This is a genomic window from Afipia dichlorophenoxyacetatis, from assembly GCF_055386385.1.
In genome coordinates, this window is the sequence record NZ_AP029250.1 from 4,559,847 (window position 1) to 4,585,142 (window position 25,296).

26 protein-coding genes are annotated in these 25,296 nt (G+C 59.1%); 14 read left to right on the forward strand and 12 right to left on the reverse strand.

The genetic code is table 11. The features are described from left to right. Position 1 precedes the first annotated feature (1 nt). The 6 genes from ACZ5C3_RS21350 (at position 2) to ACZ5C3_RS21375 (ending at position 6,748) form a co-directional block, all read left to right on the forward strand. The gene (locus ACZ5C3_RS21350; protein WP_464032808.1) at positions 2 to 895 is read left to right on the forward strand and encodes a branched-chain amino acid ABC transporter permease; all 894 of its coding nucleotides are present in this window, start codon (positions 2 to 4) and stop codon (positions 893 to 895) included. A 6-nt stretch (positions 896 to 901) separates the two neighbouring features. Further along, entirely contained in the window at positions 902 to 1,975 is a 1,074-nt protein-coding gene (locus ACZ5C3_RS21355; protein WP_464032810.1) for a branched-chain amino acid ABC transporter permease, read from the forward strand. 61 nt (positions 1,976 to 2,036) lie between these two features. Next, positions 2,037 to 3,314, forward strand: coding sequence for an ABC transporter substrate-binding protein (locus ACZ5C3_RS21360; RefSeq protein WP_464032812.1), 1,278 nt, complete (start codon positions 2,037 to 2,039; stop codon positions 3,312 to 3,314). A gap of 64 nt (positions 3,315 to 3,378) precedes the next feature. Beyond that, entirely contained in the window at positions 3,379 to 4,218 is an 840-nt protein-coding gene (locus ACZ5C3_RS21365; RefSeq protein WP_464032814.1) for an ABC transporter ATP-binding protein, read from the forward strand. Between the two features lie 27 nt (positions 4,219 to 4,245). Continuing rightward, entirely contained in the window at positions 4,246 to 5,478 is a 1,233-nt protein-coding gene (locus ACZ5C3_RS21370; RefSeq protein ID WP_464032815.1) for a phenylacetate--CoA ligase family protein, read from the forward strand. A 64-nt stretch (positions 5,479 to 5,542) separates the two neighbouring features. Beyond that, positions 5,543 to 6,748: a CaiB/BaiF CoA transferase family protein gene (locus ACZ5C3_RS21375; protein ID WP_464032817.1), complete on the forward strand. Its 1,206-nt coding sequence runs from the start codon at positions 5,543 to 5,545 to the stop codon at positions 6,746 to 6,748. A 3-nt stretch (positions 6,749 to 6,751) separates the two neighbouring features. Here ACZ5C3_RS21375 and ACZ5C3_RS21380 read toward each other — a convergent pair whose 3' ends face one another. Both ACZ5C3_RS21380 and ACZ5C3_RS21385 read right to left on the reverse strand, forming a co-directional pair. Further along, positions 6,752 to 7,063, reverse strand: a complete 312-nt coding sequence (locus ACZ5C3_RS21380) for a hypothetical protein (RefSeq protein WP_464032819.1) — start codon at positions 7,061 to 7,063, stop codon at positions 6,752 to 6,754. Positions 7,064 to 7,110: 47 nt separating this feature from the next. Beyond that, positions 7,111 to 8,520: an amidase family protein gene (locus tag ACZ5C3_RS21385; RefSeq protein WP_464032820.1), complete on the reverse strand. Its 1,410-nt coding sequence runs from the start codon at positions 8,518 to 8,520 to the stop codon at positions 7,111 to 7,113. 155 nt (positions 8,521 to 8,675) lie between these two features. Here ACZ5C3_RS21385 and ACZ5C3_RS21390 point away from each other — a divergent pair, with 155 nt between their 5' ends. Further along, a complete protein-coding gene (locus tag ACZ5C3_RS21390; protein WP_464032821.1) occupies positions 8,676 to 9,053 on the forward strand; it encodes a hypothetical protein in 378 nt (125 codons plus the stop codon). A 52-nt stretch (positions 9,054 to 9,105) separates the two neighbouring features. Here the strand turns inward: ACZ5C3_RS21390 and ACZ5C3_RS21395 are convergent, their stop codons facing one another. The 4 genes from ACZ5C3_RS21395 to ACZ5C3_RS21410 form a co-directional block, all read right to left on the reverse strand. Then, positions 9,106 to 10,617 carry a tripartite tricarboxylate transporter permease gene (locus tag ACZ5C3_RS21395; RefSeq protein ID WP_464032823.1) on the reverse strand — a complete coding sequence of 504 codons (1,512 nt, stop codon included), beginning with the start codon at positions 10,615 to 10,617 and terminating at the stop codon, positions 9,106 to 9,108. Between the two features lie 24 nt (positions 10,618 to 10,641). Next, a complete protein-coding gene (locus tag ACZ5C3_RS21400; RefSeq protein ID WP_464032824.1) occupies positions 10,642 to 11,184 on the reverse strand; it encodes a tripartite tricarboxylate transporter TctB family protein in 543 nt (180 codons plus the stop codon). Between the two features lie 83 nt (positions 11,185 to 11,267). After that, positions 11,268 to 12,251, reverse strand: a complete 984-nt coding sequence (locus tag ACZ5C3_RS21405) for a Bug family tripartite tricarboxylate transporter substrate binding protein (RefSeq protein ID WP_464032826.1) — start codon at positions 12,249 to 12,251, stop codon at positions 11,268 to 11,270. A 104-nt stretch (positions 12,252 to 12,355) separates the two neighbouring features. Further along, the gene (locus tag ACZ5C3_RS21410) at positions 12,356 to 13,561 is read right to left on the reverse strand and encodes a pyridoxal-phosphate-dependent aminotransferase family protein (protein ID WP_464032828.1); all 1,206 of its coding nucleotides are present in this window, start codon (positions 13,559 to 13,561) and stop codon (positions 12,356 to 12,358) included. A gap of 217 nt (positions 13,562 to 13,778) precedes the next feature. On the opposite strand from ACZ5C3_RS21410, the gene ACZ5C3_RS21415 reads away from it, so the two are divergent. The 7 genes from ACZ5C3_RS21415 to ACZ5C3_RS21445 all read left to right on the forward strand — a co-directional run bounded on the left by ACZ5C3_RS21415 (position 13,779) and on the right by ACZ5C3_RS21445 (position 21,571). Further along, positions 13,779 to 14,504 carry a GntR family transcriptional regulator gene (locus ACZ5C3_RS21415; RefSeq protein WP_464044259.1) on the forward strand — a complete coding sequence of 242 codons (726 nt, stop codon included), beginning with the start codon at positions 13,779 to 13,781 and terminating at the stop codon, positions 14,502 to 14,504. 57 nt (positions 14,505 to 14,561) lie between these two features. Beyond that, complete coding sequence (locus ACZ5C3_RS21420; RefSeq protein WP_464032834.1) at positions 14,562 to 17,546, forward strand: FAD-binding and (Fe-S)-binding domain-containing protein; 2,985 nt, start codon at positions 14,562 to 14,564, stop codon at positions 17,544 to 17,546. A gap of 22 nt (positions 17,547 to 17,568) precedes the next feature. Continuing rightward, complete coding sequence (locus ACZ5C3_RS21425) at positions 17,569 to 18,000, forward strand: GlcG/HbpS family heme-binding protein (protein WP_464032836.1); 432 nt, start codon at positions 17,569 to 17,571, stop codon at positions 17,998 to 18,000. A gap of 17 nt (positions 18,001 to 18,017) precedes the next feature. Further along, positions 18,018 to 19,202 (forward strand): CaiB/BaiF CoA transferase family protein, encoded by a 1,185-nt coding sequence (locus tag ACZ5C3_RS21430; RefSeq protein WP_464032838.1) that lies wholly within the window; start codon positions 18,018 to 18,020, stop codon positions 19,200 to 19,202. A 27-nt stretch (positions 19,203 to 19,229) separates the two neighbouring features. After that, positions 19,230 to 20,021 (forward strand): enoyl-CoA hydratase, encoded by a 792-nt coding sequence (locus tag ACZ5C3_RS21435; RefSeq protein WP_464032839.1) that lies wholly within the window; start codon positions 19,230 to 19,232, stop codon positions 20,019 to 20,021. Between the two features lie 31 nt (positions 20,022 to 20,052). Further along, the gene (locus ACZ5C3_RS21440; RefSeq protein ID WP_464044260.1) at positions 20,053 to 20,703 is read left to right on the forward strand and encodes a glutathione S-transferase family protein; all 651 of its coding nucleotides are present in this window, start codon (positions 20,053 to 20,055) and stop codon (positions 20,701 to 20,703) included. An 88-nt stretch (positions 20,704 to 20,791) separates the two neighbouring features. Next, a complete protein-coding gene (locus tag ACZ5C3_RS21445; RefSeq protein WP_464032841.1) occupies positions 20,792 to 21,571 on the forward strand; it encodes an enoyl-CoA hydratase-related protein in 780 nt (259 codons plus the stop codon). 43 nt (positions 21,572 to 21,614) lie between these two features. Here the strand turns inward: ACZ5C3_RS21445 and soxA are convergent, their stop codons facing one another. From soxA to ACZ5C3_RS21475, 6 genes are read right to left on the reverse strand one after another with little or no spacing between them, the layout of a single operon-like run. Next, complete coding sequence (soxA, locus tag ACZ5C3_RS21450) at positions 21,615 to 22,403, reverse strand: sulfur oxidation c-type cytochrome SoxA (RefSeq protein WP_464032843.1); 789 nt, start codon at positions 22,401 to 22,403, stop codon at positions 21,615 to 21,617. Next, a complete protein-coding gene (gene soxZ, locus ACZ5C3_RS21455; RefSeq protein ID WP_464032845.1) occupies positions 22,400 to 22,720 on the reverse strand; it encodes a thiosulfate oxidation carrier complex protein SoxZ in 321 nt (106 codons plus the stop codon). Before soxZ ends, soxA begins: the two co-directional genes overlap by 4 nt. Then, positions 22,720 to 23,199 (reverse strand): SoxY-related AACIE arm protein, encoded by a 480-nt coding sequence (locus ACZ5C3_RS21460; protein ID WP_464032847.1) that lies wholly within the window; start codon positions 23,197 to 23,199, stop codon positions 22,720 to 22,722. Before ACZ5C3_RS21460 ends, soxZ begins: the two co-directional genes overlap by 1 nt. 16 nt (positions 23,200 to 23,215) lie before the next feature. Continuing rightward, positions 23,216 to 23,671 carry a sulfur oxidation c-type cytochrome SoxX gene (soxX, locus tag ACZ5C3_RS21465; RefSeq protein ID WP_464032849.1) on the reverse strand — a complete coding sequence of 152 codons (456 nt, stop codon included), beginning with the start codon at positions 23,669 to 23,671 and terminating at the stop codon, positions 23,216 to 23,218. Continuing rightward, a complete protein-coding gene (locus ACZ5C3_RS21470) occupies positions 23,664 to 24,944 on the reverse strand; it encodes an FCSD flavin-binding domain-containing protein (protein WP_464032851.1) in 1,281 nt (426 codons plus the stop codon). Before ACZ5C3_RS21470 ends, soxX begins: the two co-directional genes overlap by 8 nt. Positions 24,945 to 24,953: 9 nt before the next feature. Next, positions 24,954 to 25,247, reverse strand: a complete 294-nt coding sequence (locus ACZ5C3_RS21475) for a c-type cytochrome (RefSeq protein ID WP_464032853.1) — start codon at positions 25,245 to 25,247, stop codon at positions 24,954 to 24,956. Positions 25,248 to 25,296: the final 49 nt, after the last annotated feature.

The following is a 25,296-nucleotide window of genomic DNA, read 5'->3' on the forward strand; positions in this document are numbered from 1 at the left end:
GATGAACACCCAGCTTCTAATCCAGCTCCTAGTCAACGGGCTCGTCGTTGGTACGCTGTATGGCGTCGTCGCGATGTCGTTCGTGTTGATCTACAAAGCCACTCAAGTCGTCAATTTCGCGCAAGGCGAGCTTCTGCTGATCGGCGCATGGGTCTGCTGGTGGCTATTGACGAAGTATCAGGTCCCGTTTTGGATCGGGATGCCGATTACGCTCGTTTTCATGTTCGTTTTCGGCATTGCAATCCAGCTTGTGATCCTGCGCCCCATGGTCGGCGAACCGATCATCTCCGTGATCATGGTGACGATTGCGCTGTCGACCGTATTCTCAGCGCTGATGAAATGGATCTTCGGCGTCAATCTGCAGCCCTTCCCGCGCGTCTTCAACACCCAACTTGTGAACATCTTCGGCTTGCAGGTACAGACCGTCTACATCCTCAGCCTCGCTGTCTCGATCGCGATGATGGGCGGCATGGCATGGTTCTTCCGGGTCTCCAAATATGGCCTCGCCATGCGCGCCACCGCATTTAACCAGCAGGTGGCGCAGTCGCTCGGCATCTCCGTGAAAAGCGTGTTCGCCATGGCCTGGGCTATATCGGCGACGGTGTCGGCGGTTGCCGGCGTGGTGGTAGCCGTGGTCAACGGCGTGTCGGCAGGTCTCGCGGCTTACGGCATCAAGGTGTTTCCGGCTGCGATCCTCGGTGGCCTCGATAGCGTCGGCGGCGCAGTCCTCGGCGGCATCATTATTGGACTGCTCGAGAACGTCGCCCATTTCGTCGACAGCGAATATCTGCACTGGGGCAACCTGTTTGAGGTCGCCCCCTTCTACGCATTGATCATCATCCTGATGATCAAGCCATACGGCCTGTTCGGCACCAAAGATATCGAGCGGATCTAAATCATTATGGCAGGCCAGAGTATTCTTCCCGCAGGCGACTTCCGCACCTCCTACGCAGCGGATACCACCGTCTTCCCGACGGCCATGAGCCGCAATGCGATGATCGCCGGCATCGTGCTGATCTGTTTCGCACCGTTTGTCTTGAACGAATATACGCTCAGCCTGCTGATCCAGATCGGTATTTTCGGGATTGCCGCGCTCGGCCTCAACATTGTTGTTGGCTTTACAGGGCAAATCTCGATCGGTCACGCCGCTTTCTTCGGCTTCGGTGCATTCACGTCTGCCTACCTGTCGAACAGGTTCGGCATTCCGGTGTTCTTCTGCATTCCGCTTGCAGGTGTGGTCACAGCTGCTGTGGGGTTGATTTTTGGACTGCCTGCCGCGCGCTTGAAGGGACTGTACCTCGCGATTGCAACGCTGGCCGCGCAATTCATCCTGCTCGACTTCTTTAATCGCGCGGAATGGTTCACCGGAGGCAGCGTCCCAGTTATCGCGGAACCATTCTCGATTTTCGGCCAGCCAATCCGCGGCGACCGTCAATACTTCTACGTGGTACTGGCCTATGTGATTGTTTGTTATCTGCTCGTCACAAATCTGATGCGGACGCGCGATGGCCGCGCCTTGGTCGCCGTGAGAGACCACTACCTCTCAGCCGAAATCATGGGCATCAACCTGACCAAGTACCGTACGCTGTCATTCGGTCTCGCGGCCTTCTTTGCCGGCGTCGGCGGCGCGCTTTACGCGCATTACAATCAGGTCGTTTCCAACGAAGGCTTCGGCATCGACCGATCAATTATCTTCCTTGCCATGATCATTATTGGCGGCGTGGGCTCGATCATGGGCACCCTGATGGGCACGGCCTTCATGGTGCTGCTGCCGGAGTCCATGGAATGGCTGAGCGCGGCCTTGAGCGGTAGTTCAATCGATCATGCGCTAGGCCTGAAGCACAACATCGCATTCTTGCGCGAGATGGCCATCGGCGTCATCATCATCATATTTCTTATCTTCGAACCGGATGGGCTGGCTCACCGGTGGCGGCAGATCAAGGCATACTGGAAGCTTTACCCGTTCTCGCATTGAGGTCGGAACGGCGTTGACAAAAAATAATATGACCTCGAGAGGAAACCGGAGGACTACGCTTATGACTGTAAAAGCTCTTCTCGGCACCGCTGCAGTGGCGCTGATGCTCGGCAGTACGGCCGCCTCGGCACAAGCCATTTCGCTCGGACATCTAGCCGACTATTCGGGTGCGACGTCGGACGTCGGCACGCCGTTCGGACAAGGTGTCGCCGACGCCTATGCGTGGGTGAACAAGAACGGCGGGATCAACGGCGCCAAGGTCAACGTCGACACCGTCGATTACGGTTATCAGGTGCCGCGCGCGATTGCGCAGTACAAGAAGTGGTCCGGCTCCGACAAAGTCGCCGCCATTCTCGGCTGGGGCACCGCCGATACTGAAGCCCTCACCGGCTTCCTTGCACAGGACAAGATCCCCGATATCTCCGGATCGTATTCGGCAGCTCTGTCCGACCCGACCGGTGCAAGCGGCAAGGCCAAAGCTGCGCCTTACAACTTCTTCTATGGCCCGAGCTACTCGGATGCCTTGCGTGGCATGCTGACGTGGGCTGCGGAAGACTGGAAATCAAAGGGCAAACCCGGCAAGCCAAAATACGTTCATATGGGGGGCAACCATCCCTACCCGAACGCTCCGAAGGCTGCGGGTGAAGCCATCGCTGCAGAACTCGGCTTCGAGGTGCTTCCAGCGATCGTGTTCGCGCTCACCCCTGGCGACTACAGTGCGCAGTGCCTGACCTTGAAGAGTTCAGGCGCGAACTACGCCTATCTCGGCAACACGGCAGGCTCCAACATCTCCGTGCTGAATGCCTGCAAGGCTGCAGGTACGGATGTACAGTTCATGGGCAACGTCTGGGGCATGGATGAGAATGCCGCCAAGGCGGCAGGCGCTGCCGCGGACGGCGTGGTGTTTCCGTTGCGCACTGCTGTGGCCTGGGGCGGCGATGCGCCGGGCATGAAGACCGTGCAGGAAATCTCCAAGATGTCAGACCCTGACGGCAAGGCCTATCGCCCGGTGCATTACGTCGCTGGCGTCTGCACCGCTCTTTACATGAAAGAAGCCGTCGAGTGGGCCGCCAAGAATGGCGGTGCGACCGGCGAGAAGGTCAGGAACGGCTTCTATCAGAAGGCCAACTGGGTCCCCGCTGGAATGGAAGGCGTCTGCAATCCATCCACCTGGACCGAAAAGGACCACCGCCCAACGCTGAAAGTCGACATCTACCGCATGAAGGTGTCCGGCCCGACCGACGCTTCGGTGGCCGATCTCGTCAAGAACGGCACCATCAAGCTCGAGAAGGTGAAGACGGTCGATCTGCCACGCAAGCCGGAATGGCTCGGCTGGTAAGCTGAACATAAACGCCGCTTCGCTTTCGCGGAGCGGCGTCTTTTCCGAAACCGGGATAAGCATTGTGCAGACGATTACGGACGCAACCGCCACACCGACGCCCGCAGCAGCAGCCGCGCCGCTGCTTGCCGTGCGCAACATCGAGGTGGTGTACGACAACGTCATTCTCGTGCTGCGCGGATTGAGCCTCGATGTGCCGAAAGGTGCGATCGTGGCGCTGCTGGGCGCGAACGGCGCTGGGAAATCCACGACCCTGAAAGCGATTTCAGGATTGCTGAAAACGGAAGACGGCGAAGTGACGCGCGGCGAGATTGTCTTCAACGGCGACCGGATCGACGGCATCGATCCAGACAAGATCGTTCGCCGAGGCATCTTTCAGGTCATGGAAGGCCGGCGCATCATATCGGATATGACCACACTCGAAAATCTTCGCCTTGGCGCCTATACACGCCGCGACAAGAACATCGATGACGACATCGACGTGGTGTTCAAATATTTTCCCCGCCTCAAGGAGCGTACGGGTCTTGCCGGATATCTCTCCGGCGGCGAGCAGCAGATGCTGGCAATCGGCCGCGCCATGATGGCGCGACCAAAGATGATCCTGATGGACGAGCCATCGATGGGTCTCTCGCCATTGCTGGTCAAGGAAGTATTCAGCATCATCAAGCAGATCAATCGCGACTTGGGTGTGACGATTTTGCTTGTGGAGCAAAACGCCCGCGCTGCGCTGTCCGTTGCAAGCCATGGCTACATCATGGAACAAGGCAAGGTCGTGCTTGACGGCACCGCTGATGAATTGCGCGACAACGAAGACGTGAAGGAATTCTATCTTGGCGGCGCCGGAGATCAGCGCAAGAGCTTCAAGAACCTCAAGAGCTTCAAACGACGCAAGCGTTGGCTATAAACCATCCTCCTCGCGAGATTTGAATCCATGCCCCAACATTACGATGCCCTTGAGACGCGAGCCCCGTCTGAGCGAGACTCCGATCTCTTCTCCCGCCTGCCGGATGTTCTGCGCGCCGCCATCAAGGCGCCCGTTTATGCCGAACGTTTCCAAGGAATCGATCTCGCGACAATCACCGACCGAGCCGCGCTTGCCACGCTGCCTGTCCTCAGAAAATCCGAACTTCCGACCTTACACAAAGCCACCCCTCCATTCGGTGGCCTTGTACCCTCGCCGATCGGTTCTTTCAGGCGCCTGTTCACGTCACCCGGCCCGATCTTCGAACCTGAATCAACCCACAGCGACCCCTGGCGCGGTGCGCGCGCACTGTTTGCCGCCGGTTTCCGGCCCGGCGATGTGGTGCTCAACACCTTCAGCTATCACCTCACGCCCGGTGGATTTATTTTCGACACCTCGGCGCGTTCGCTCGGCTGCGCCATAATTCCCGCAGGTCCGGGCAACACCGAGCAGCAGTTTGAATTGATCGAGGCTTACCGGCCGATTGCGTATACCGGCACTCCCGACTTCCTGAAAATCCTGCTGGATGCGGGCGAAAAAGACAGACGTGACGTGTCATCATTGAAGCGCGCCCTAGTCTCCGGTGCAGCATTTCCGAAATCGCTGCAAGAAGAGATGAAATCGCGCGGCATCGATGCTTATCAAATGTTCGGCACCGCGGACCTCGGCGTCGTCGCCTATGAGACATCCGCGCGCGAAGGTCTTGTTGTCAGCGAGGACATCATTGTTGAAATCGTTCGTCCAGGCACCGGCGAACCTGTTTCTGACGGTGACGTCGGCGAGATCGTCGTCACCTCGCTCGATTCCCAGCGCCCATGGATAAGGCTGGCGCTTGGCGATCTGAGTGCCGTGCTTGCCGGACAGAGCCCCTGTGGCCGTACCAATATGCGGATCAAAGGCTGGATGGGCCGGGCCGATCAGACCACCAAGGTCAAAGGCATGTTTGTACGCCCGGAACAGATCGCGGAAGTCGGCAAGCGGCATCCAGAGCTTGGCAGATTGCGCCTGATTGTTACCCGCGACAAAGAGATGGACATTATGACGCTCGCGGCGGAATTTTCTTCCGCCGACGAAGCCTTGCAAGAAGCTATTGCATCAACTGTCCGTGCCGTGACAAAGCTGCAAGGCAGTGTCACTCTGGTGACGCCCGGCTCCCTACCAAACGACGGCAAGGTGATTTCGGACGAACGCAAGAACGACTGACCAGAGACAACTAACCAGAAACGACCGATCAAAATCGGTGCTGGAATAACCAAGGAGAAGCCGAATGGCTCAAGGAATTTTCGAAGGCCTCAAGGTCATCGATTGCGCAAGCTTCATCGCAGCTCCCTCATCAGCAACTGCCCTGTCGGATTTTGGCGCGGATGTCATCAAGATCGAGCCTCCGGGAGCGGGTGATCCGGTCCGCAATTTGCCAAATCTCCCCGGCTATCCGATCAGCCCCCACAACTACGCCTGGATGCTTGAAGGCCGCAACAAGAAGAGCCTTGCCCTCGACCTCAGCAAGCCTGAGGGACAAGAGGTGGTGCGACGCCTTGTTGCCGAAGCCGACGTCTTCATCACGAATTTTCCGCCCACCGTCCGCAAGAAGCTCGGCGTCACCTACAAAGATCTCGCGCCGCTGAATGACCGGCTGATCTATGCATCGTTCACCGGCTACGGTGAGACCGGCGCCGAAGCCGACAAGCCAGGCTTCGACAGCAATGCATGGTGGGCCCGCTCCGGCCTGATGGACCTCGTGCGCGAAACCAACGAGACGACACCGGCACGTTCAATGCCTGGCATGGGCGATCATCCCTGCGCTATGTCGCTTTTCGCCGGCATTGTGACAGCGCTTTATCAGCGCGAACGCACCGGCAAGGGCACACAGGTGATGTCGAACCTGATGGTCAACGGCATCTGGTCCAACGGCATTTACGCGCAAGCAGCGCTGTGCGGCGCAACATTCCAGCAGCGCCAACCGCGTCACCGTGCACTGAATGCCGTCACCAACCACTACAAATGCAGCGATGGCCGCTGGATCATCCTGTCGCTCCTCAACGAGGAGAAACAGTGGCCGACCTTCGTGAAGGTCATCAACCGCGAAGATCTTGCGGCAGACCCGCGTTTCGAAACCAAGATGGCCCGCCACAACCATTCGCCAGAGCTGATCACCGTCCTTGATGACGTGTTCGCCAAAAAGCCTCTCGCCGAGTGGCGCAAGATCCTGGACGGCAACGGACTGATCTTTGGTGTGGTCGGTATCGCCGCCGACATCCCGGATGATCCCCAGATGCGCGAAACCGAAGCGGTCGTGCCCTTCTCGGATAGCAATCTGCGTACGATCAACACGCCGATCTTCATTGAAGGCGCGAAGAAAGTCCCGCCGCGCATGGCGCCCGAGGTTGGTCAGCACAGCGACGAGGTACTGGGCGCGGCCGGATTTAGTGCGGCTGAGATCGCCAAGATGCGCGCCGCCGGGATCATCGCTTAAGCTCTAAGCACCGGAATAAGCAGGTACCGCTTCCGCCGTTCTTTTCAACGGCGCGAGTGGCCTTGCGTCATTTTTGGTGGAAAAATCCGGCAGGTTGAAAGTTTCCTGCGAACAATCCCGCGGTCCGTGCATTGATATGCGCGGGCGGGCGCGCGTAGGAGTCGAATCATGACCACTGCGAAAGCAGCGATGGCGGTCGTCTCGTTTAGCGAAGATTTGAAACACGCCCGCGAACTCGTCGACGAAGGCCATCGCCTTCTTCATGTTGCCAATCGCGATCTTAAGGCTGGCCGCATATTGGTCAGGCGCACGCAAGAACTCCTGACCAATAGCGAAAGCGTCTTTCGCGCCAAGCGCCGCCTTCAGTCCGACGCCGAAATCGGATCGATTGGACTTGGCGGCGTCCCTCCCGCCTCGATGGCTTCGCCAGCCGACAAGCAGAGATCTTCGCGGTAGCGTCCCGATACGATCTGCACCCCTACCGGACTGCGCCCAACGAGGCCTGTGGAAACGGTCAGGCCCGGCATGCCGATGAATGGCAATGCAATCTGCGGCATTTGCGCCCGCCAAACCCGGGCGAACGACGCATCATCCTTGAGGTCCAGTTGCCATGGGAATGGCAGTTCTCCACACGGCGGCATGACGATGACCGCGTATTTCTCGAAGAACAATTGCCAGTCGCGGACGAGTGTCGCGCGACGCGTCAGCGCCTTCGAGAAAGTCGCGAAATCCAGCGAACGCGCGGTCTTCTCATGCCCGCGCAGTACGGTCAGTGCGCCGGGATCGCCTTCCCGCTTTGCAGCATCGACCATAGCATCATAGCCGTCGGCGAGCCAAAGCTTGATCTGCCATTCCGCGGCTTCCTCGAACGGCGGAATATCGGAGACTTCCTCGACACTCCAACCCGCCCGTTCCAGACGCTTGCCCGCGTCCGCCACCGCGTCGCTGACCTCCTTCGTCGTCTCCAACCCACCCGGACGCAGGCAAATTGCTGCCCGGCGCGGCACAGCCGGGCCTTCCAGCGGCGCGGGCACCCACCACGGGTCGCGCGGGTCGCGCTGCGACATGGCTGCGAGCGCAAGCCGCAGGTCTCCCACCGTACGAGCAAGTGGGCCCGATACGGCCGTGATCTGTCCTCCGATCGAACGTTCAGGCAGCGAGGCATTGAAGGCCGGGATACGCCCGACCGTTGGACGCAGGCCATGGACGCCACACGCATAGGCAGGATAGCGGATCGAACCCGCAATGTCGGTGCCGTGCGCGATATGCCCGATGCCCGCCGTCACAGCCGCTGCAGCGCCGCCAGACGAGCCGCCCGGCGTAATAGCTGGATCGCGCGGGTTCTTGGTGTCGCCGTGCAACAAATTTGTCGTGAACCAGCGATAGGAGAATGCAGGTGCGTTGGTTCGCCCGACTATGACGGCGCCCGCCTTGCGCAGGTTATCGACAACGGGGTTATTGAACTGCGCCACAAGGTCACGCTGCAAGCGCACACCATTCGTAGTAGCGAATCCGGCTTGGTCGACATTGACCTTGACTGTGATTGGGACCCCGGCCAGCACGCCGGTATCCTCCCCTTTCGCAATTGCGGTATCGATCGCTTCCGCCTGCGCGAGGGTTTCTTCAGGACGATGGTCGACGACGGCATTGATCGCGGGATTGACCGCATCGAGGCGCGCGAGAGCAGCGCTGGCAGCTTCCTTTGCGGAGATTTTGCGGGATCTAATTTTCGATGCGAGGTCAGTAGCCGAGAGGCGCCAGATGTCGTTCATTGCGGTCCTGTCCAAATGCAATTGCCGGTCGAATATCGTCGTCCGTAGTTTAGCCGTGGAATAATTCTGCTCAATACTTGGTCTCTTTATTTTGATGTTTGCTAACAAGCCCGCGGCGGCGATTGCGGGATCCTTTTGAAAGCCTGGAGTACGACATGAAAACCAGCCTCAACACCGTTATCGCTGTTGCCGTTCTTTTAAGCAGCGTAAGCGTTGGTTATTCCGTGAATGCGGCTGAGCCCGGCGACAAGGTCGCGGTGACCATCGAGCGCTGGCGCAAGCCGGGCAGCAACAATATTGGAACCGCGGATGTCACCATCACCAATGACAATGACTTCGCGGTCAAAGACGTCCGCGTAAAGTGTGATTACATGTCCAAAGTGGGCGAACGAAAGATCGAAACCGATCAGAACATTGCTGTCACGGTGAAGCCGAAGAGCACGAAGACGTTCAAAAAGACGAAGTTCGCCTACATCGACACCGAGAAGGCGGAAGGAGCCTGCAAGGTCCGCAGCGCGACGCAAATCCAATAATCGTGAACGCCATCTCACTTCATACAGCGCATGAGGTGAGATGGCGTCTGAACTAGGCGCTCGCCGGTGCTCTGCGGCGTGCAAAACTCTCGATTACACGGTCAATCAACGGCCAGAACAGCAGGATGATCGCCAGCGTCGTGATCGAACCGACCAAGCCGTTCGACCAGAACACCTTGATGTGACCACCTGATCCGATCATCGCCAGCCGGAACGCGTCTTCCGCGCGGCTGCCCAGCACCAACGCCAGAGTGAACGGTGCGAGCGGAATGCCGATCTTCTTGAAGACGTAGCCGACAACACCGAACACCAGCATCAGCCAGATATCGAACATCGCGTTCTGGATGGCGTAAGCGCCAATCGCGCATGACACGACGATCATTGGCGCAATAGCCGCAAATGGCACGCGCAGGATGGACGCGAAGATCGGCACTGTGGAAAGAACCAGCACCAGGCCGACGACGTTGCCGAGATACATCGACGCGATCAGACCCCAGACGAAATCCTTATGCTCCACGAATAGCAACGGGCCTGGATTGAGACCCCACACCATGAGGCCGCCAAGCAAAATCGCGGCAGTGCCCGAACCTGGAATGCCGAGCGCAAGCATGGGCAACAAGGCCGCGGTGCCCGAGGCATGCGCTGCGGTTTCCGGCGCGAACACACCTTCGATGCGCCCCTTGCCGAAACTGTCCTTGTCCTTGGAGAAGCGCTTGGCGAGGTTGTAGCCCATGAACGACGCGGCGATCGCACCACCGGGCGTGATGCCGAGCCAGCAACCGATGAACGATGATCGCAACAGCGTCGCCCAATATTTCGGCAAATCTTTCCAGACACCGAACACGGTTCGCAGGCTGATGCGGGCGGCATGTCCGCGCAACGCCAGTCGCTCTTCCATGGTCAGCAGGATTTCGCTGATGCCGAACAGGCCGATCACCGCAACCAAGAAATTGATGCCGCGCATCAGGTCATTCGAGTCGAACGTCATGCGCAGTTGGCCGGATACAGTGTCGAGACCAACGCCCGCAAGCAGCAAGCCCAGCGCCATCGAGATCACGGTCTTGTGCTTGGCTTCGCGACCCAATCCCACGAAGGAACAGAATGTCAGCAGATAGACCGCGAAGAATTCCGGCGGACCAAACCGGAGCGCAAAGGACGAAATAGCCGGCGCAAGGAATGTGATCAGCATCACCGCAGCGAGCGAACCGATGAACGATGAGGTGAACGCCGCGGTCAGCGCTTCAGCAGCCTTGCCCTGCTGCGCCATCGGGTAGCCATCGAATGTGGTCGCAACCGACCAGGCTTCGCCGGGAATGTTGAACAGGATCGATGTGATGGCGCCGCCGAACAGCGCGCCCCAGTAGATGCACGACAGCATCACAATGGCCGACGTCGGATCCATCGTGAAGGTCAGCGGCAACAGGATCGCCACGCCATTGGGGCCGCCGAGACCGGGCAGCACGCCGACGAAGATGCCGAGCACAAGCCCGACCATCATAAGTGCAAGAATCTTCCAGGTGAAGAGAACTGCGAAGCCGTGCAGCAGCAGACCTAATGCTTCCATGACCCTGTCCTACCGGCTTGAATTCTAGCGACCGAAGGCCGCTTCGAGCGGTCCCTTCGGCATGATGACGTCAAACGCGATGTCGAACGTCACGAACATGATGGCGACGAAGATGAAAGCCGTCAGCAGAGACTTCCACCACGCGATCTTCCCGATGATCGCCATAAAGCCTGCAATGAGAAGGAAGCTCGCGACATAGAGCCCGAGCCACTGCATGGCGAAGCAGAACAGAAACGTCGGCACGAATACCTGCAGCACGCGTCGAAGCTGGGCGCGGGTGACGAAAGTTTCCAACGGCTCGCTGCGCTTCGCCAGCTCGCTTATCAAACCATAAACCGAAGCGCCGCCGAGAATAATCGAGAGATAGAACGGGAAGTAGCCAGCCTGCGGTCCCGTATCGTCCCATGACGCGCCGGTGCGCCAATTGTCCCAGCCGAGCAGAATCGCTAACGCGAACAGCAGGACCATGACCGTCGCTTCAACCGTGCGGTTGTCGGTGACGGCGGGAGAGTTCTCCTCAGGCGCCGTCGGATCCTCGACAACGATTTCGATGTCTTGATTTGCCATGATGAAATTGCCGCAGGTTCGCTTGACGCAGAAAATTGGAGCCGGCGCCGCCAGATGACGGCACCGGCTGACGAGTGCGTATCTTACTTCGCGACGAAGCCAGCTTCAGTCATGAGCGACTTGTTGAGCGCGTCGTCTTCCTCGAGGAATTTGAGCATCTCCTTGCCGTCGATATAGACCGGCTTCAAAGCCTGCTTTTCCATATAGTCCTTGTATTCCGCCGTCTGCGTTATCTTCTTGAACAGATCATCATAGAAAGCGGTCTGCTCAGGCGTCACCTTGCCGGGCAGGAACATCGCACGCAGCATCAAATACTGCATGTCGAGACCTTCTTCCTTGCAGGTTGGGATATCGTTCCACGACTGCGTCTCGGTCACCTTGGTCTTGTAGGAGATGCGCTCGCTGTCGAACACACAGAGCGCCCGCACCTGCCCAGCACGCCAGACTTCAAGATTTTCCGACGGATTGTTGACGTTCGCCTCGACGTGGTTGCCGACAAGCTGCGTCGCAGCCTCGCCGCCGGACTTGTACGGCAGGTAAGAGAACTTCGCGCCGGTCTTCTTTTCCATGAACACAGTGAGGACGTGGTCTTCACGCTTCGAGCCGGTACCGCCGAGCTTGTACGGCGAACTTGCTGCCTTCGCCGCTTCGATAAACTCCTTCACCGTCTTCGGACCACTCGCGTTGTCCCACAGCACAAATTGGTCCATGGCAATGATGGAGACCGGCGTCAGGTCACGCCAGTTGAACGGAATTTTTGCTGATAGCGGCAGCATGTAGATCAACGAATAGGCGATCAACACCTTGTTCGGATCACCATCGCTACCCTTCATGTACATCAAGGCTTCCGCACCCGACGCACCACCCTTAAGCGACACGATAATGGGCTGCTTCATCAGATTGTTCTTCTGAATGGCGGCCTGCATCATACGCGCCATCTGGTCGGACGCGCCGCCTGCACCTGCAGCGACGACGATTTCGACCGGCTTTGTGGGCTCCCAAGCCACGGCGGGCGTGACCGCCGCCAGCGTCGCAAGCACACTTGTAGCCCTGATGAAATTCTTCATGCGTCTCTCCCTGTGGCGTTTTTAAGCCGGCTTGACCGGACTTTTGTCCTTCTCCGCTATCCTGCGGATTTCACAGCATCAATTCAAGCGTCGCCAACCGAAGGTCAGGCGACAGCCGCTTTTGTCGCAGCTGCGCCGTTTCCGGTCAGCACATTCATTGCTGCCATCACACCGCCGGCCTTGTGTGGCACCTTCGCAAGCCCCAGCGCCATCTCGACGCCCGAGAGCGTGCCCATCAGCATCAGGTCGTTGAAATGACCGAGATGGCCGATGCGGAAAACCTTGCCCTTGATCTTGCTGAGACCTGCGCCGAGCGACATGTCGAAGTTATCGAGCGTCACCTTGCGGAACTGATCCGCATCATGCCCCTCGGGCATCACAACCGCGGTGAGGATCGGTGAGTATTCGCGTGGATCGAGGCAGAGATTTTCCAATCCCCATGCATCCACCGCGGCGCGTGCCGCTGCTGCATGTCGCTTGTGGCGGGCGAACACGTTGTCCAGCCCCTCCTCCATCAGCATCGCAATGGCCTCCTTCAGGCCATAGAGCATGTTCGTTGCAGGCGTGTAGGACCACCCACCGGTTTTGTTGGCCGCGATGATCTCGTGCCAGTCCCAATAGGACCGCAGCATATTGTTCTTTTTCGAGGCTTCGAGAGCCTTGTCCGACACGGCGTTGAAGCCGAGGCCTGGCGGCAACATCAGGCCCTTTTGTGAACATGACACGGTGACGTCCACGCCCCAGCCATCGTGATCGTAATCGATCGAACCAAGCGACGAGATGGTATCCACCAGAAACAGTGCGGGATGCTTCGCCGCATCGATCGCTTTACGGATGTCATGAATGCGACTGGTGACGCCGGTCGACGTTTCGTTGTGCACCACCATCACGGCCTTGATGGCGTGATCCTTGTCCTTCGACAGGCGCGCTTCAATGTCTTCAGGCGAAGCACCACGGCGCCAATCGCCCGGCACGAATTCCACATCAAGCTTCAGTCTATCCGCCATCGCACGCCACAACGTTGCGAAGTGTCCGGTCTCGACCATCAGCACCTTGTCGCCGGGAGACAGCGTGTTGACGATCGCGGCTTCCCACGCGCCGGTGCCGGATGACGGATAGATGATGACAGGATTCTTGGTCTTGAAGACCTTCTTGCTGCCCTCGATCACCTCAAGCCCAAGCTGGGCGAACTCCGGTCCACGGTGGTCGATGGTCGGCATGTCCATCGCACGCAGCACGCGATCCGGAACGTTGGTCGGACCCGGAATTTGAAGAAAATGCCGCCCGGTGTGGACTGTGCTGTTGGACATGGTGCGCGGCGCTCCCGATATTTTGCATGCAAAAATTTGTGCAATGCGAGATTTTGTTGGCGCGGATTGTATTCAGATTATTCTTTTTCACAACCCAAAAATCCGCTACGTCTAGATTTGTGGACATTAGACCTCGTGACGCGTGCGAATTCCCGCGATTCTCGAATCCAGCGCGCGATCTTCACAATCCCGGAGGCATCGGATTTTGAATAATCTTTTGAGAGCCACATCACTGGAGATTGTCGAGACGCAGCCAGTATCGCTGCACAGCGATCTCCTGAGCCAAATCCGCGATTACATCGTCGAAGGCCATCTTGAACCGGGCAGCCGCATCCCCGAGCGTGAACTGTGCGAACGGTTCGACGTATCCCGCACCCCGCTTCGCGAAGCTCTGAAAGTGCTGGCCTCGGAAGGATTGATCGAACTTCTCCCCAACCGCGGCGCGCGCGTCCGTCAGTTTTCCGAAGCCGACATCCGCAATCTCTTTGAATTGATCGCCGGCCTCGACTTCGTCGCCGGGCGCACTGCCTGCGAGCGCATTTCGGACGAGGACATCGCTGCGATCGAGCGCATGCATCTGGAAATGTATGCCCACTATCTGCGGCACGAGCTCGCGGACTATTTCCGCCTAAACCAGAAGATTCATCAGGCCATCGTGGATGCTGCCGCTAATCCCTTTCTGAGCGCGAACTATGCGACAGCGAACGCGATTGTGAAGCGCCTGCGCTACTCAGCGAATCTCATTCACCGCGACCGCCTGAGCGACGCGATGCGCGAGCATGAAGCTATCGTCGACGCGCTGCGCCGTCGCGATGGCGAGAAAATGGGTAAGCTGATGTTCGACCACATGCGCGGCAAATGCGAAGCCGTGTGCGAGTACGTACGCGAGCATCAGCCGACGAGTCCGCCCGCCGACGTGTCGGCGCTTAACGACAGTCCGTAAAAATCAATGGGCGCTTCCGAGTTGCCCACTTCAGTTACATCCTGATCGAGATTCACAATGGCTCAGCAGAAGGCCGCACAAAAACCAACAACAGCGCAGGACAGTGCCCTCGCCGCGCGCCTGTCGCGTGAAATCACTGGCGATGTGCTGTTCGATTCCTTCAGCACCGGCCGCTACGCAACCGACGCCTCGTTCTATCAGATCAAGCCGCTTGGCGTGGTCGTTCCTCGGACTATGGACGAGGCGCTGCGCGCACTGGCGATCGGACGCAATGACGGACGCATTGTCACGCCGCGCGGCGGCGGCACCTCGCAATGCGGCCAGACCGTCAATGAGGGTCTCGTCGTCGACTTTTCCAAACATCTCAATCGCATTCTCTCGCTGGATGTCGAGAAGCAGACCTGCGTGGTCGAGCCAGGTATCGTGCTCGACGATCTCAATCGTCAGCTCAAGAGGCACGGGCTATGGTTTCCGGTCGATGTTTCGACTGCATCGCGCGCCACCATCGGCGGCATGGCCGGCAACAATTCCTGCGGTGGACGGTCATTGCGCTATGGCACCATGCGCGACAACACCATCTCTATGGACGCCGCGCTCGCAGACGGCACGCTGCTACACTTTGGGGAAGTCGCACGCGATACGGCATGGCAGAACACCGAGCAACCGGGCCGCGACCTGTTCCGCGATATGCTGGCGCTCGGCGAGCGCGAAGCCGGTGAGATTGCGGAGCGCTTTCCCCACGTCCAGCGCCGCGTCGGCGGCTACAATCTCGACGCCCTGACGCCGCGCCCGACCAACAACATGGCGCATCTTCTGGTGGGCTCGGAAGGTACGCTCGCCTTCACCACGAAGGTTGAGCTGAAGCTCTGGCCGTTGCTCGGCAGCAAGGTCTTCGGCGTTTGTCACTTCGGCAGCTTCTATGAGGCGATGGACGCAACACAGCACCTCGTCAAGCTAAAGCCGATCGCCGTCGAACTCGTCGACAGCACCATGATCGCGCTCGGCCGTGACATCGCGATGTTCAGGCCCACCATTGAAGCCGTGGTGCGCGGTGAACCGGAGGCCCTGCTCGTTGTCGAATTCGCCGAGGCCGATCAGGCCGCAAACCTCGCCAAGCTGAAGCAGTTGAGTGAGCTAATGGGCGACCTCGGCTTCGGCTGGGATCAGCCGAAGCGGCGCTGGGGCGGCGTCGCGGATGTCGTCGAGCCTGCGATGCAAGCTGCGATCTCGGACTTCCGCACATCCGGCCTCAACATCATGATGTCGATGAAGCAGGAAGGAAAGCCCGTCTCCTTCGTCGAAGATTGCGCGGTGCCGCTGCCGCACCTTGCGGACTACACCGAACGTCTGAACAAGGTCTTCGAGAAGCACGGCACGCGCGGCACCATGTACGCCCACGCCTCCGAGGGCTGCCTCCATGTCCGCCCGGTTCTCAATCTCAAGCTGGACAAGGACGTCAAGGCGATGCGCGCCATCGCCGAAGAAGCTTTCGCGATGGTCCGCGAGTACAAGGGCTCGCATTCCGGCGAACATGGCGACGGCATCGTTCGTTCCGAATTCCACGAAACCATGTTTGGCTCACGCATCGTTCACGCCTTCGAGGAAGTGAAAGAGCGTTTCGATCCCGACAACACGCTCAATCCAGGCAAGATCGTCCATCCGCCGCGGATGGATGACCGCTCGCTGTTTCGTTACAAGCCTGACTACAAGGTGCAGGACTTAAAGACGGTCCTCGACTGGTCAGCCTATCCAGGCGCCGCCGGCGGCTTTCAGGGCGCCGTCGAGATGTGCAACAACAATGGCGCCTGCCGAAAGCTAGAAGGCGGCGTGATGTGCCCGTCTTATCGGGCCACTCGAAACGAAAAAGACGTGACGCGCGGCCGTGCCAACACATTGCGGCTCGCGATCTCTGGGCAGCTAGGTCCGGACGCGCTGACATCGGACGACATGATGGAGACGATGAAGCTTTGCGTCTCCTGCAAAGCCTGCCGCCATGAATGCCCCACCGGCGTGGACATGGCGAAGATGAAAATCGAAGTGTCGGCCGCACGCGCCAACAAATACGGTTTGTCGTTACGTGACCGGCTCGTCGGCTATCTCCCGCACTATGCCGGGTTCGCCTCGCGCTTCGCACCGCTCGCCAATCTTCGCAACAAAAGCGCAACCTTGCGCTGGCTGCTGGAAAAGTTAGCCGGCATCAGTGCACAGCGCGATTTACCGGCGTGGCGGCGTGACACCTTCAATCCTGCGGCGGAGGCCTATGGCCCCACCGACGGCCGCGAAGTTGTTCTTTTCGCCGACACATTCAATCGCTCCTATGAACGCGAAAATCTCGATGCGGCCCTGCGCGTGCTCGTCGACGGCGGCTATCGTGTCCACCTACCCCGCGCGCTCGATGGCGGCCGGCCGCTCTGCTGCGGCCGCACATTCCTGTCGGCCGGGCTTGTCGATAACGCCAAAGCCGAACTGAAACGCGTGGTTGAAACGCTGACGCCTTTCGCTGAACGTGGGGTGCCGATCGTCGGTCTTGAGCCGAGCTGCTTGCTGACCTTGCGCGATGAATTGCTGTCGCTGCGTTCCGACGACGCGGCGAAGGCTGTCAGCAAGAAGGCCCTGTTGTTCGAGGAATTTCTGGTGCGCGAGGCGGAAGCCGGTCGGTTGCAGCTTCCGCTGGGCGCCATCGAGAAAAGCGCGCTTGTCCACGGTCATTGTCACCAGAAATCGTTCGGCGCATTTGCGCCGGTGGAGAAGATCCTGCGTCTCGTGCCGGGCCTGAAAGTCACGAAGATCGAATCCAGCTGTTGCGGCATGGCCGGCGCATTCGGCTATGGCGCCGATACCTACGATGTCTCCCTTGAAATGGCCGAAGCATCGCTGCTGCCCGCCGTGCGTGGCGCGGGAGATGACGCGCTGATCGTCGCCGACGGCACCTCCTGCCGACATCAAATCAAGGACGGCGCTGGTCGCGGTGCGTTGCATGTGGCCCGCGTCCTTGCCATAAGCCTCGACCAAGGCGCGGCCAAAAACCCTGCTCTTTCATAAAACCATCAAAAAGGATTGCCTCATGACCGACCTCACCCTCGACGTCGCCCGCAAGATCGTCGATGCCGCACTCGCCAAGAGCAAGGAACTGAAGATCAACCCGCTGGTGGTTGCCGTGCTCGACGCCCGCGGCTGCATCAAGACCGTCGTGGCCCAGGACGGCACCAGCCTGCTGCGCGCAGAGATTGCACACGGCAAGGCCTACGGCGCTCTGGCACTCGGCATGGGCTCCCGCGCCATTTTCAAGCGCGCCAACGAGCAGCCCTATTTCGTCGATGCCATCAACACCATGGCACGCGGCCAGCTGGTCCCGGTGCCCGGCGGGGTCCTCATCAAGGACAAGGGTGGTGTGCTTTTGGGGGCTATTGGCATTAGCGGCGATACGTCCGATAACGACGAAATCTGCGCACTGGCCGGCATCGAAGCCGCCGGTCTCGTCGCCAACGCCGGATAATCTCCACGGAGAGCCATATGACGTTTCCGAGGGCCTCACAGGCTCTAGCCCGCTTCACAGTGCTGGATCTGACGAGGATACGCTCCGGTCCAACCGCTGTACGCCAGCTCTCCGACTGGGGCGCAAACGTCATCAAGATCGAGGCCCCGGCGGATCTCGCAGACAGCGAGCAACCCGGCGGGCCTCGCCACGGCCCTGACTTCCAGAACCTTCATCGCAACAAGCGTGCGATGACGCTGAATCTGAAGGACCCGAAGGGCCTGGAGGTCTTCAAGCGTCTCGTCGCGAAGGCGGATGTCATCGTCGAGAACTTCCGCCCTGATGTGAAGGCCAAGCTCGGCATCGACTACGACAGCATGCGCAAGATCAATCCGCGCATCGTCTACGCCAGCATCTCCGGCTTCGGCCAGGATGGCCCCTACAGCAAGCGCCCCGGCTTCGATCAGATTGCGCAAGGCATGGGCGGACTCATGTCGATCACCGGTCTTCCGGGTCAGGGGCCCGTGCGTGCGGGCATTCCGGTCGCCGATCTTACCGCAGGCTTGTTCTGCGCACTCGGCATTCTGACCGCGTTGCTGGAACGCGATGTCTCCGGCGAAGGTCAATGGGTGCAGACATCGTTGCTGCAGGCGATGATCTTCATGCTCGACTTCCAGGCCGCGCGCTGGCTGATGGACAATGAAGTGCCAAAGCAGGCGGGCAACAACCACCCCACCAGCATCCCAACTGGCGTGTTCAGGACGAGCGACAGCTACATCAATATCGCAACCACCGGCGGGAAGATTTGGGAACGCTTCGCGGCGGCGATTGAGGCACCCGATTTGCTGAAAAATCCTGACTATGCGACGACCACCTCGCGCTCCAAGAATCGCGATGCGCTGAACGCCGCGATCGAGACTTATCTGACAAAGCGAACGACCGATGAATGGGTCGGAATCCTCAACACCGCTGGCGTACCGTGTGGACCGATCTACTCCATCGACCAAGTGTTCGATGACGAACAGGTTAAACACCTCGGCATTGCGCAGGATGTTCCGGACACCAACACACGTCTGGTCGGACAACCTTTCACACTGTCACGCACACCAAGCCGGATGGCTGCTCGTCCGCCTCTTGTCAGCGAGCAGACGAAGGACGTGCTCGCGGAATTCGGCTTCACTGAACAAGAGATCGCCTCGCTTCAGCAAAGCAAGGTTGTCTGACTTTTTTCAATTCCAAGGACCTCAATGATGACCCAGACCGACAAAGTACTCTCCCGCAAGGACGGCAACGTCGGCTACATAATTTTCAACAATCCCGAGCGCCGCAACGCGATGTCGCTGGAAATGTGGCAAGCCTGCACCCGATTGATCGGTGAATATGCCAACGATCCCGAGATTCGGGTCGTCGTACTTGCAGGTGCCGGCGACAAAGCTTTCGTGGCCGGAGCTGATATCTCCAAGTTCGGCGACGAACGCTCTTCCGAGGAAGGCGTAAAGCGCTACAACGAAGCGGTCGAAGCCGCCTATGCAAGCGTTCACGAATTCCCGAAGCCGACCATCGCGCAGATCCGCGGCTTCTGCGTCGGCGGCGGTATGGGGCTGGCAAGCTGCTGCGACCTGCGCATCTGTTCAGAAGATGCGCGCTTCGCGGTGCCGGCGGCGAAGCTCGGCCTCGGTTACGGCTATCCCGGCGTGAAGCGGCTGATGGACGTTGTCGGTCCATCGTTCACCAAGGAAATCTTCTACACCGCGCGGCAATTCGATGCCATGGAAGCGGTCGAGATGGGCCTCGTCAATCGCATGGTCGAGAACTCTGAGCTTGAATCCTATGTGAAGGGTTATGCCGAGATGATCGCCGCCAATGCACCGCTGACGGTCGACTCGATCAAGTTCATCGTTGGCGAAGCCTGCAAGGACGAATTGAAGCGCGACATGAAGCGCTGCGAGGATATGGTCAATCAGTGTTTCAAGAGCGCAGACTATGAAGAAGGCCGCACCGCCTTCATGGAGAAGCGCAAGCCGGTGTTTAAGGGACGCTGATGCATTGCAGTGAAAGGGAGAACTTGCGAGAATGCTAACTCTCTATCACTGCGCCAATGCCCGCTCGTTCAGGCCGCTATGGACGCTCGAAGAGCTTGGCCTGTCCTATGACCTGCGGATGCTCCCGTTTCCTCCGCGCTTTCTCCAACGGGAGTATCTCGAACTTAATCCGCTGGGAACGATCCCGCTTCTGATCGATGGCGAGACGCGGATGACCGAGTCCGCAGCCATCTGCCAATACCTTGTCACGCGCTACGGTCCTTCCACCCTAGCGGTGACGCCGGATGAACCTGCCTACGGCGCATTCCTGAACTGGCTTCATTTCGGCGAAGCCACGCTGACGTTCCCGCAGACGATATATTTTCGCTACGCGCAACTTGAGCCCGACGAGCGAAAGAACCCTCAAGCAGCGGCGGACTATGCGCGCTGGTTCCTGGCTCGCTTGAGAGGTGTGGATGCCATCGTGTCTCATTCGGACACGATCTGCGCCGGACGCTTCACGGCGGCTGACATCTCGGTCGGCTATGCACTCATGTTTGCGCAGTCCAATGGTCTAGCTGTGCAATTCCCTCCGGCAATCAGTGCATACTGGTCGCGCCTGAAGAAACGGGACGGCTTTCGCCGCGCTATCGCGTCGCAAGATCGCGCGGGCATCGAACAAAACGTTCCTGTGACCAGCTAGATAGAGCGGCGCGCCTCGGCTAAAACAGCAGCATAAGCGGGATCAGATCCGCAATGCTGCATCACAAGAAACGCCAAGGACAAGAACAATGACGTATGAATTCGCCAAGGTCGAACGCAAGGGCCACATCACCATCGTCACGCTCAATCGCCCCGAAGTCATGAATGCAATGCATTCGCCGGCGCACTTCGAATTGCATCGCGTGTTCGACGAGTTCGCCAACGATCCCGAGCAGTGGATCGCCATCGTGACAGGCGCTGGAGAGAAAGCATTCTCCGCCGGCAACGACCTGAAATGGCAAGCTGCGGGCGGCAAGCGCGGCTGGGACAAGAGCGGTTTTGCAGGTCTGACCGAGCGTTTTGACTGCAACAAGCCGATCATCGCGGCCGTCAACGGCGTTGCCATGGGTGGCGGATTTGAGATCGCGCTTGCCTGCGATCTGATCATTGCTGCGGAGAACGCGGTGTTTGCGTTGCCTGAACCGCGCGTCGGTCTTGCGGCCCTGGCAGGCGGACTGCAGCGCCTGCCGCGCCAGATTGGTCTCAAGCGCGCCATGGGCATGATCCTTACAGGACGTCACGTTTCGGCACGCGAGGGATTTGAACTCGGCTTCGTCAACGAGGTGGTGTCTCAGGGGCAGGCGCTGTCAGCTGCCGAGCGCTGGGCAAATCTGATCCTGCAAAACGGCCCGATGTCGATCCGCGCATCGAAGCAGACGATTCATCGCGGCCTCGGCGTTTCACTCGAGCAGGCAATGGCCGAGCAGCGCGATTACCCCGCCGTTCGTGCACTGGCAGCTTCCGAAGATTACATCGAAGGCCCGAAAGCCTTCGCGGAGAAGCGCGCGCCGCAATGGAAGGGACGGTAACGCTCATCCAGCCCTTCTTTCTGAAATAAAGGCTGCGCGGCCGTTACGGCCGCACAGCCGGCGTCTCCACCGCCATCCCGCGCGCCCGTGACATCAGATAGAGCTTAAGCTCCACGGTCTCGGGCGCATCGGCATCGTAAGGCTGGGCTCGCATACCCACCATACAGTTGCGCAGCCGGCGCTGCAGCGATCCGAGACTTTGCCATTCCAGCCGATAAAGCGGGTAGCCCGTTGGATGAGCTTGAGTGATGGCAGAACCCGCAAGATGCTTGTCCCAATTGTCGTCATGACAATTAGCGCAGGCCAGATTCAGTTGCCCCTGACGGCGCATGAAGATCTCACGCCCCTTACTGATGAAGGGATCAAGCCGTGGGTCGTTGCCGCTTTCAATCGGCAGGCCGCGTGACTGCCGCCCAATCAAAGCCGTCAAAGCAAGGAGTCCGCGGCTTTCGTTTGCAAACGGTTGCGCCTGTTGATGACGGATGCGGCAAAGATTGACCCGCTGTTCGAGATCGACAGGTTTTCCCAACGTCGCATCGAACGCAGGATATCGCGCGGCCACGCCGCGCATGCTGATCTGGACGTCGCCATGACAATCGGCGCAGGCGCGATCAGCCGTTCCAGCCTTGGCTTTCCAGAGCGCTTCCCCGTCAAGCACCCAGAGCATGCCCGGATTAGCGGTATCCTCGTTCTGCATCGCCTGGGTATCGACAGACATGAACGTCGCGCCGGACCGGCGCTCTGCCTGCGGAATTTCAGCTGCAGAAACACATAGGATGGACGCGATCATCGCGAACAGGAGCCATCCGGCAATGCCGCGGATGAAAATCATTCGACAATGATGCTCGCAGAAGCAGTTTCCGAAAAGCCCTTGTCCCCGGTCCATTCAAAATTGAACGTGCCACTCTCGGTCGCTGTCGTAAAAAAAGTGATGAACGGGTTCGCCGCAAAGGCCGGGAATAGATCAGCGCGGAATATCTCAACGCCGTTATAGCGGCAGGTGAAATGGGTGATGATGTCGCGCGGGATTACCTCACCCGTTGGCGTGTGACGATAACCCGTCTCCATGATGTGCGACATCAACGTCTTGATCTCAATGACCTCACCGCGCTTTGCCTTCGGCGGAACATTGATCAATGCGGGCGCCATCAGCTGGCCTCCTCAGTACACGCGGCAAGCGTCACAACGACGTCCGCCGTGGTCGACCAGAAGGAACCGTCCGAAAGCCTGGCAATCGCAGTAATCGTCTGGGTGTCCGCCAACCGGATGCGGGTCGAAACCTGAGCACGTCCGGAGCGCGCATTCAGATAGAAATTGCCGACATTCGGCTGCGGGTTCTTTTCATTGAAAACGTGAATGCTGGTAACGTAGTCTTTTTCCGTCATTGGGCTCGTGACCGAAACGACGAGCGGAACGGTGTTTCCATTCTCGACCAAGGGCGGCACATCAAGCTTGACCTTGCCGGGATTGACTGGCGTACCGCCCGTCACATGGCGGATAGCTGCGGCCATCGAGTCCGGCGTGGCCCTTGCAGGCCGCACGCTCACGATCGGCATCACGCTGACCAGAGCTGCGCCGCCAGCGACCGCGAGGAATTTCCGACGTGTGGAATTCTGTTCGTCCATCATCCGTCTCTATATCCCGTCAATCACGCAGTGTCGTGAGATACGCCACTACGTCCTCGATCTGTTCGGCCGATAAGATCGGCTTGCCGTGCCACGTTGCCCCGACACGCTCCAGCCCATCCACACGATAATAGGACGGCATGATCGTTGCCGGATTGAGGCGCGAGGCGTCCACCATTCGGAGCCGCAATTGGCCCTCCGTCCATCGACTCCCCGCTCCCGCCAGATTGGGCGCGAGATCGCCCTGAGTTTTCTGCTCTGCAAATGGCCCACCGTGGCACAATACGCAGGTGTTTTGCCTGTTGACGACGATCGCTCGCCCCCGCTCCCGATCCCCTGGCTGTCCCGTCAACGACGCCTGGATCGTATCATCGACAACGACATAGGATTTGAGTTCATCCGCGCGGGCAACACTGCCCAACGTGAGCAACAACGCCCCCGCGAAAAATAGTCCTTCGTATGCGCGCTTAACCAAAGACCTCTGCCGTGATCGTATCGAACCAGGAGCGCGCATAGAGCGCCTCGCGCTCACGAAACTCATGTGGGGCATCGAGCGGGCTCATGCCGCCCGCTCCCTCGATATCCGCCAGCAAGCCATTCTTCGGCTGATAGACACCGGCAACCGAAATCCCGTAGTCCGGCGCCGCAAGGCTGTAGCATGTGTTGATCAGCTTCGGCGAGGCTGGGGTGCCACCTTCAAGCATCGTCACAACGGCAGCGGCGCAGGCCTTGGCCTGTGCGTTGGCCGAGAACGCAGATTTCGGCATACCGCCCGCGATGCAGGCGTCACCAATGACATGTACATTCGGAACCTGCTTGGATTCGAATGTCACCGGATCGATCGAGCACCAGCCGGACTTGTCGGTCGCTCCCGCAAGTCCAGCAATGCGGCCGGCGCGCTGTGGCGGGATAACGTTTGCGACCTGCACCGTGTGTTTACCGAAATCGGTGACCAGCGTATTGGTCGATGGATCCACCGATGTGACCTTGCCGCCCTGCGACAGCGACACGCGCTCAATCAATCCCGGATAAAGTTCCTTCCATGCATTCTCGAACAGATGCTGCTTTGAGAACGGGTCTTTGGCATCGAGAATAATGAGCTTGGATTTCGGCTTCTTTGTCTTGAGATAGTGCGCAATGAGACTGGCTCGCTCGTAAGGCCCGGGCGGACATCGATAGGGATTGGCGGGCACTGCAATCGCCACCACGCCTCCATCCTCCATCGCTTCGATCTGACGGCGTAACAGCAGGGTCTGCTCCCCCGCTTTCCAGGCATGAGGCATCTTTTCAGACGCCGCTTCGTCATAGCCCGGCAGCCCGTCGAAGCGCAGATCGATGCCCGGAGCGAGTACGAGCCTGTCATAAGGATGCATCGATCCATCAGCGACTGTTACCGTGCGCGCCGGTGGGTCGACTTTCGTCGCAGCCTGAGCAAGCACGGTTACGCCGCTGGATGCGACCTTCTCGTAACCGAACTGCTGCTGTTTGATTGAACGATCACCGGCGATCACATCATTGCTGAAAGGACAGGCCGTGAAGGTTGCGTTCTGCTCAATCAGCGTCACTTGCAGCGATGGATTGAGCTGCTTCAACGCACGCGCGCAACTTGCGCCGCCAAAGCCGCCGCCGATAACGATAACCCGCCCTGCGCCCTGCGCAAGCGCCGGCCGCGCGACTGCGAGCGACATCGCGACCGTTGCCGCACCACCGACGAATTCGCGCCGTGTTGGACGATGTTTGTTGTCCATCATTGCTCTCTATTTCTGGGTTGCGAGCCAGACTGCAATCGGCTGCAGCTCGTCATCGGAAAAGCCCTTGGCAATACGGCCCATCACCGTTGATGGTTTTGAGCCATTGCGAAACGCCGCCATGACGGACACGATCTCATTGGCGTCGCGGCCATAAATCCGGGGAATGGCAGACGATGCAGGCTCTTGAACGGCATGACAGCCGGAACATGCCGCGGCGCCGGGAGGCGGCAGCGATGCCGCAGTCGCCGGGCCGAGGCACACAACTGGCGCGATCAGAAACACGAAGCGCAATGCTTTCATGATGATAATCCGGAAAAAAGAGCGGCGGCCATAACAGCCGCCGCTGCAT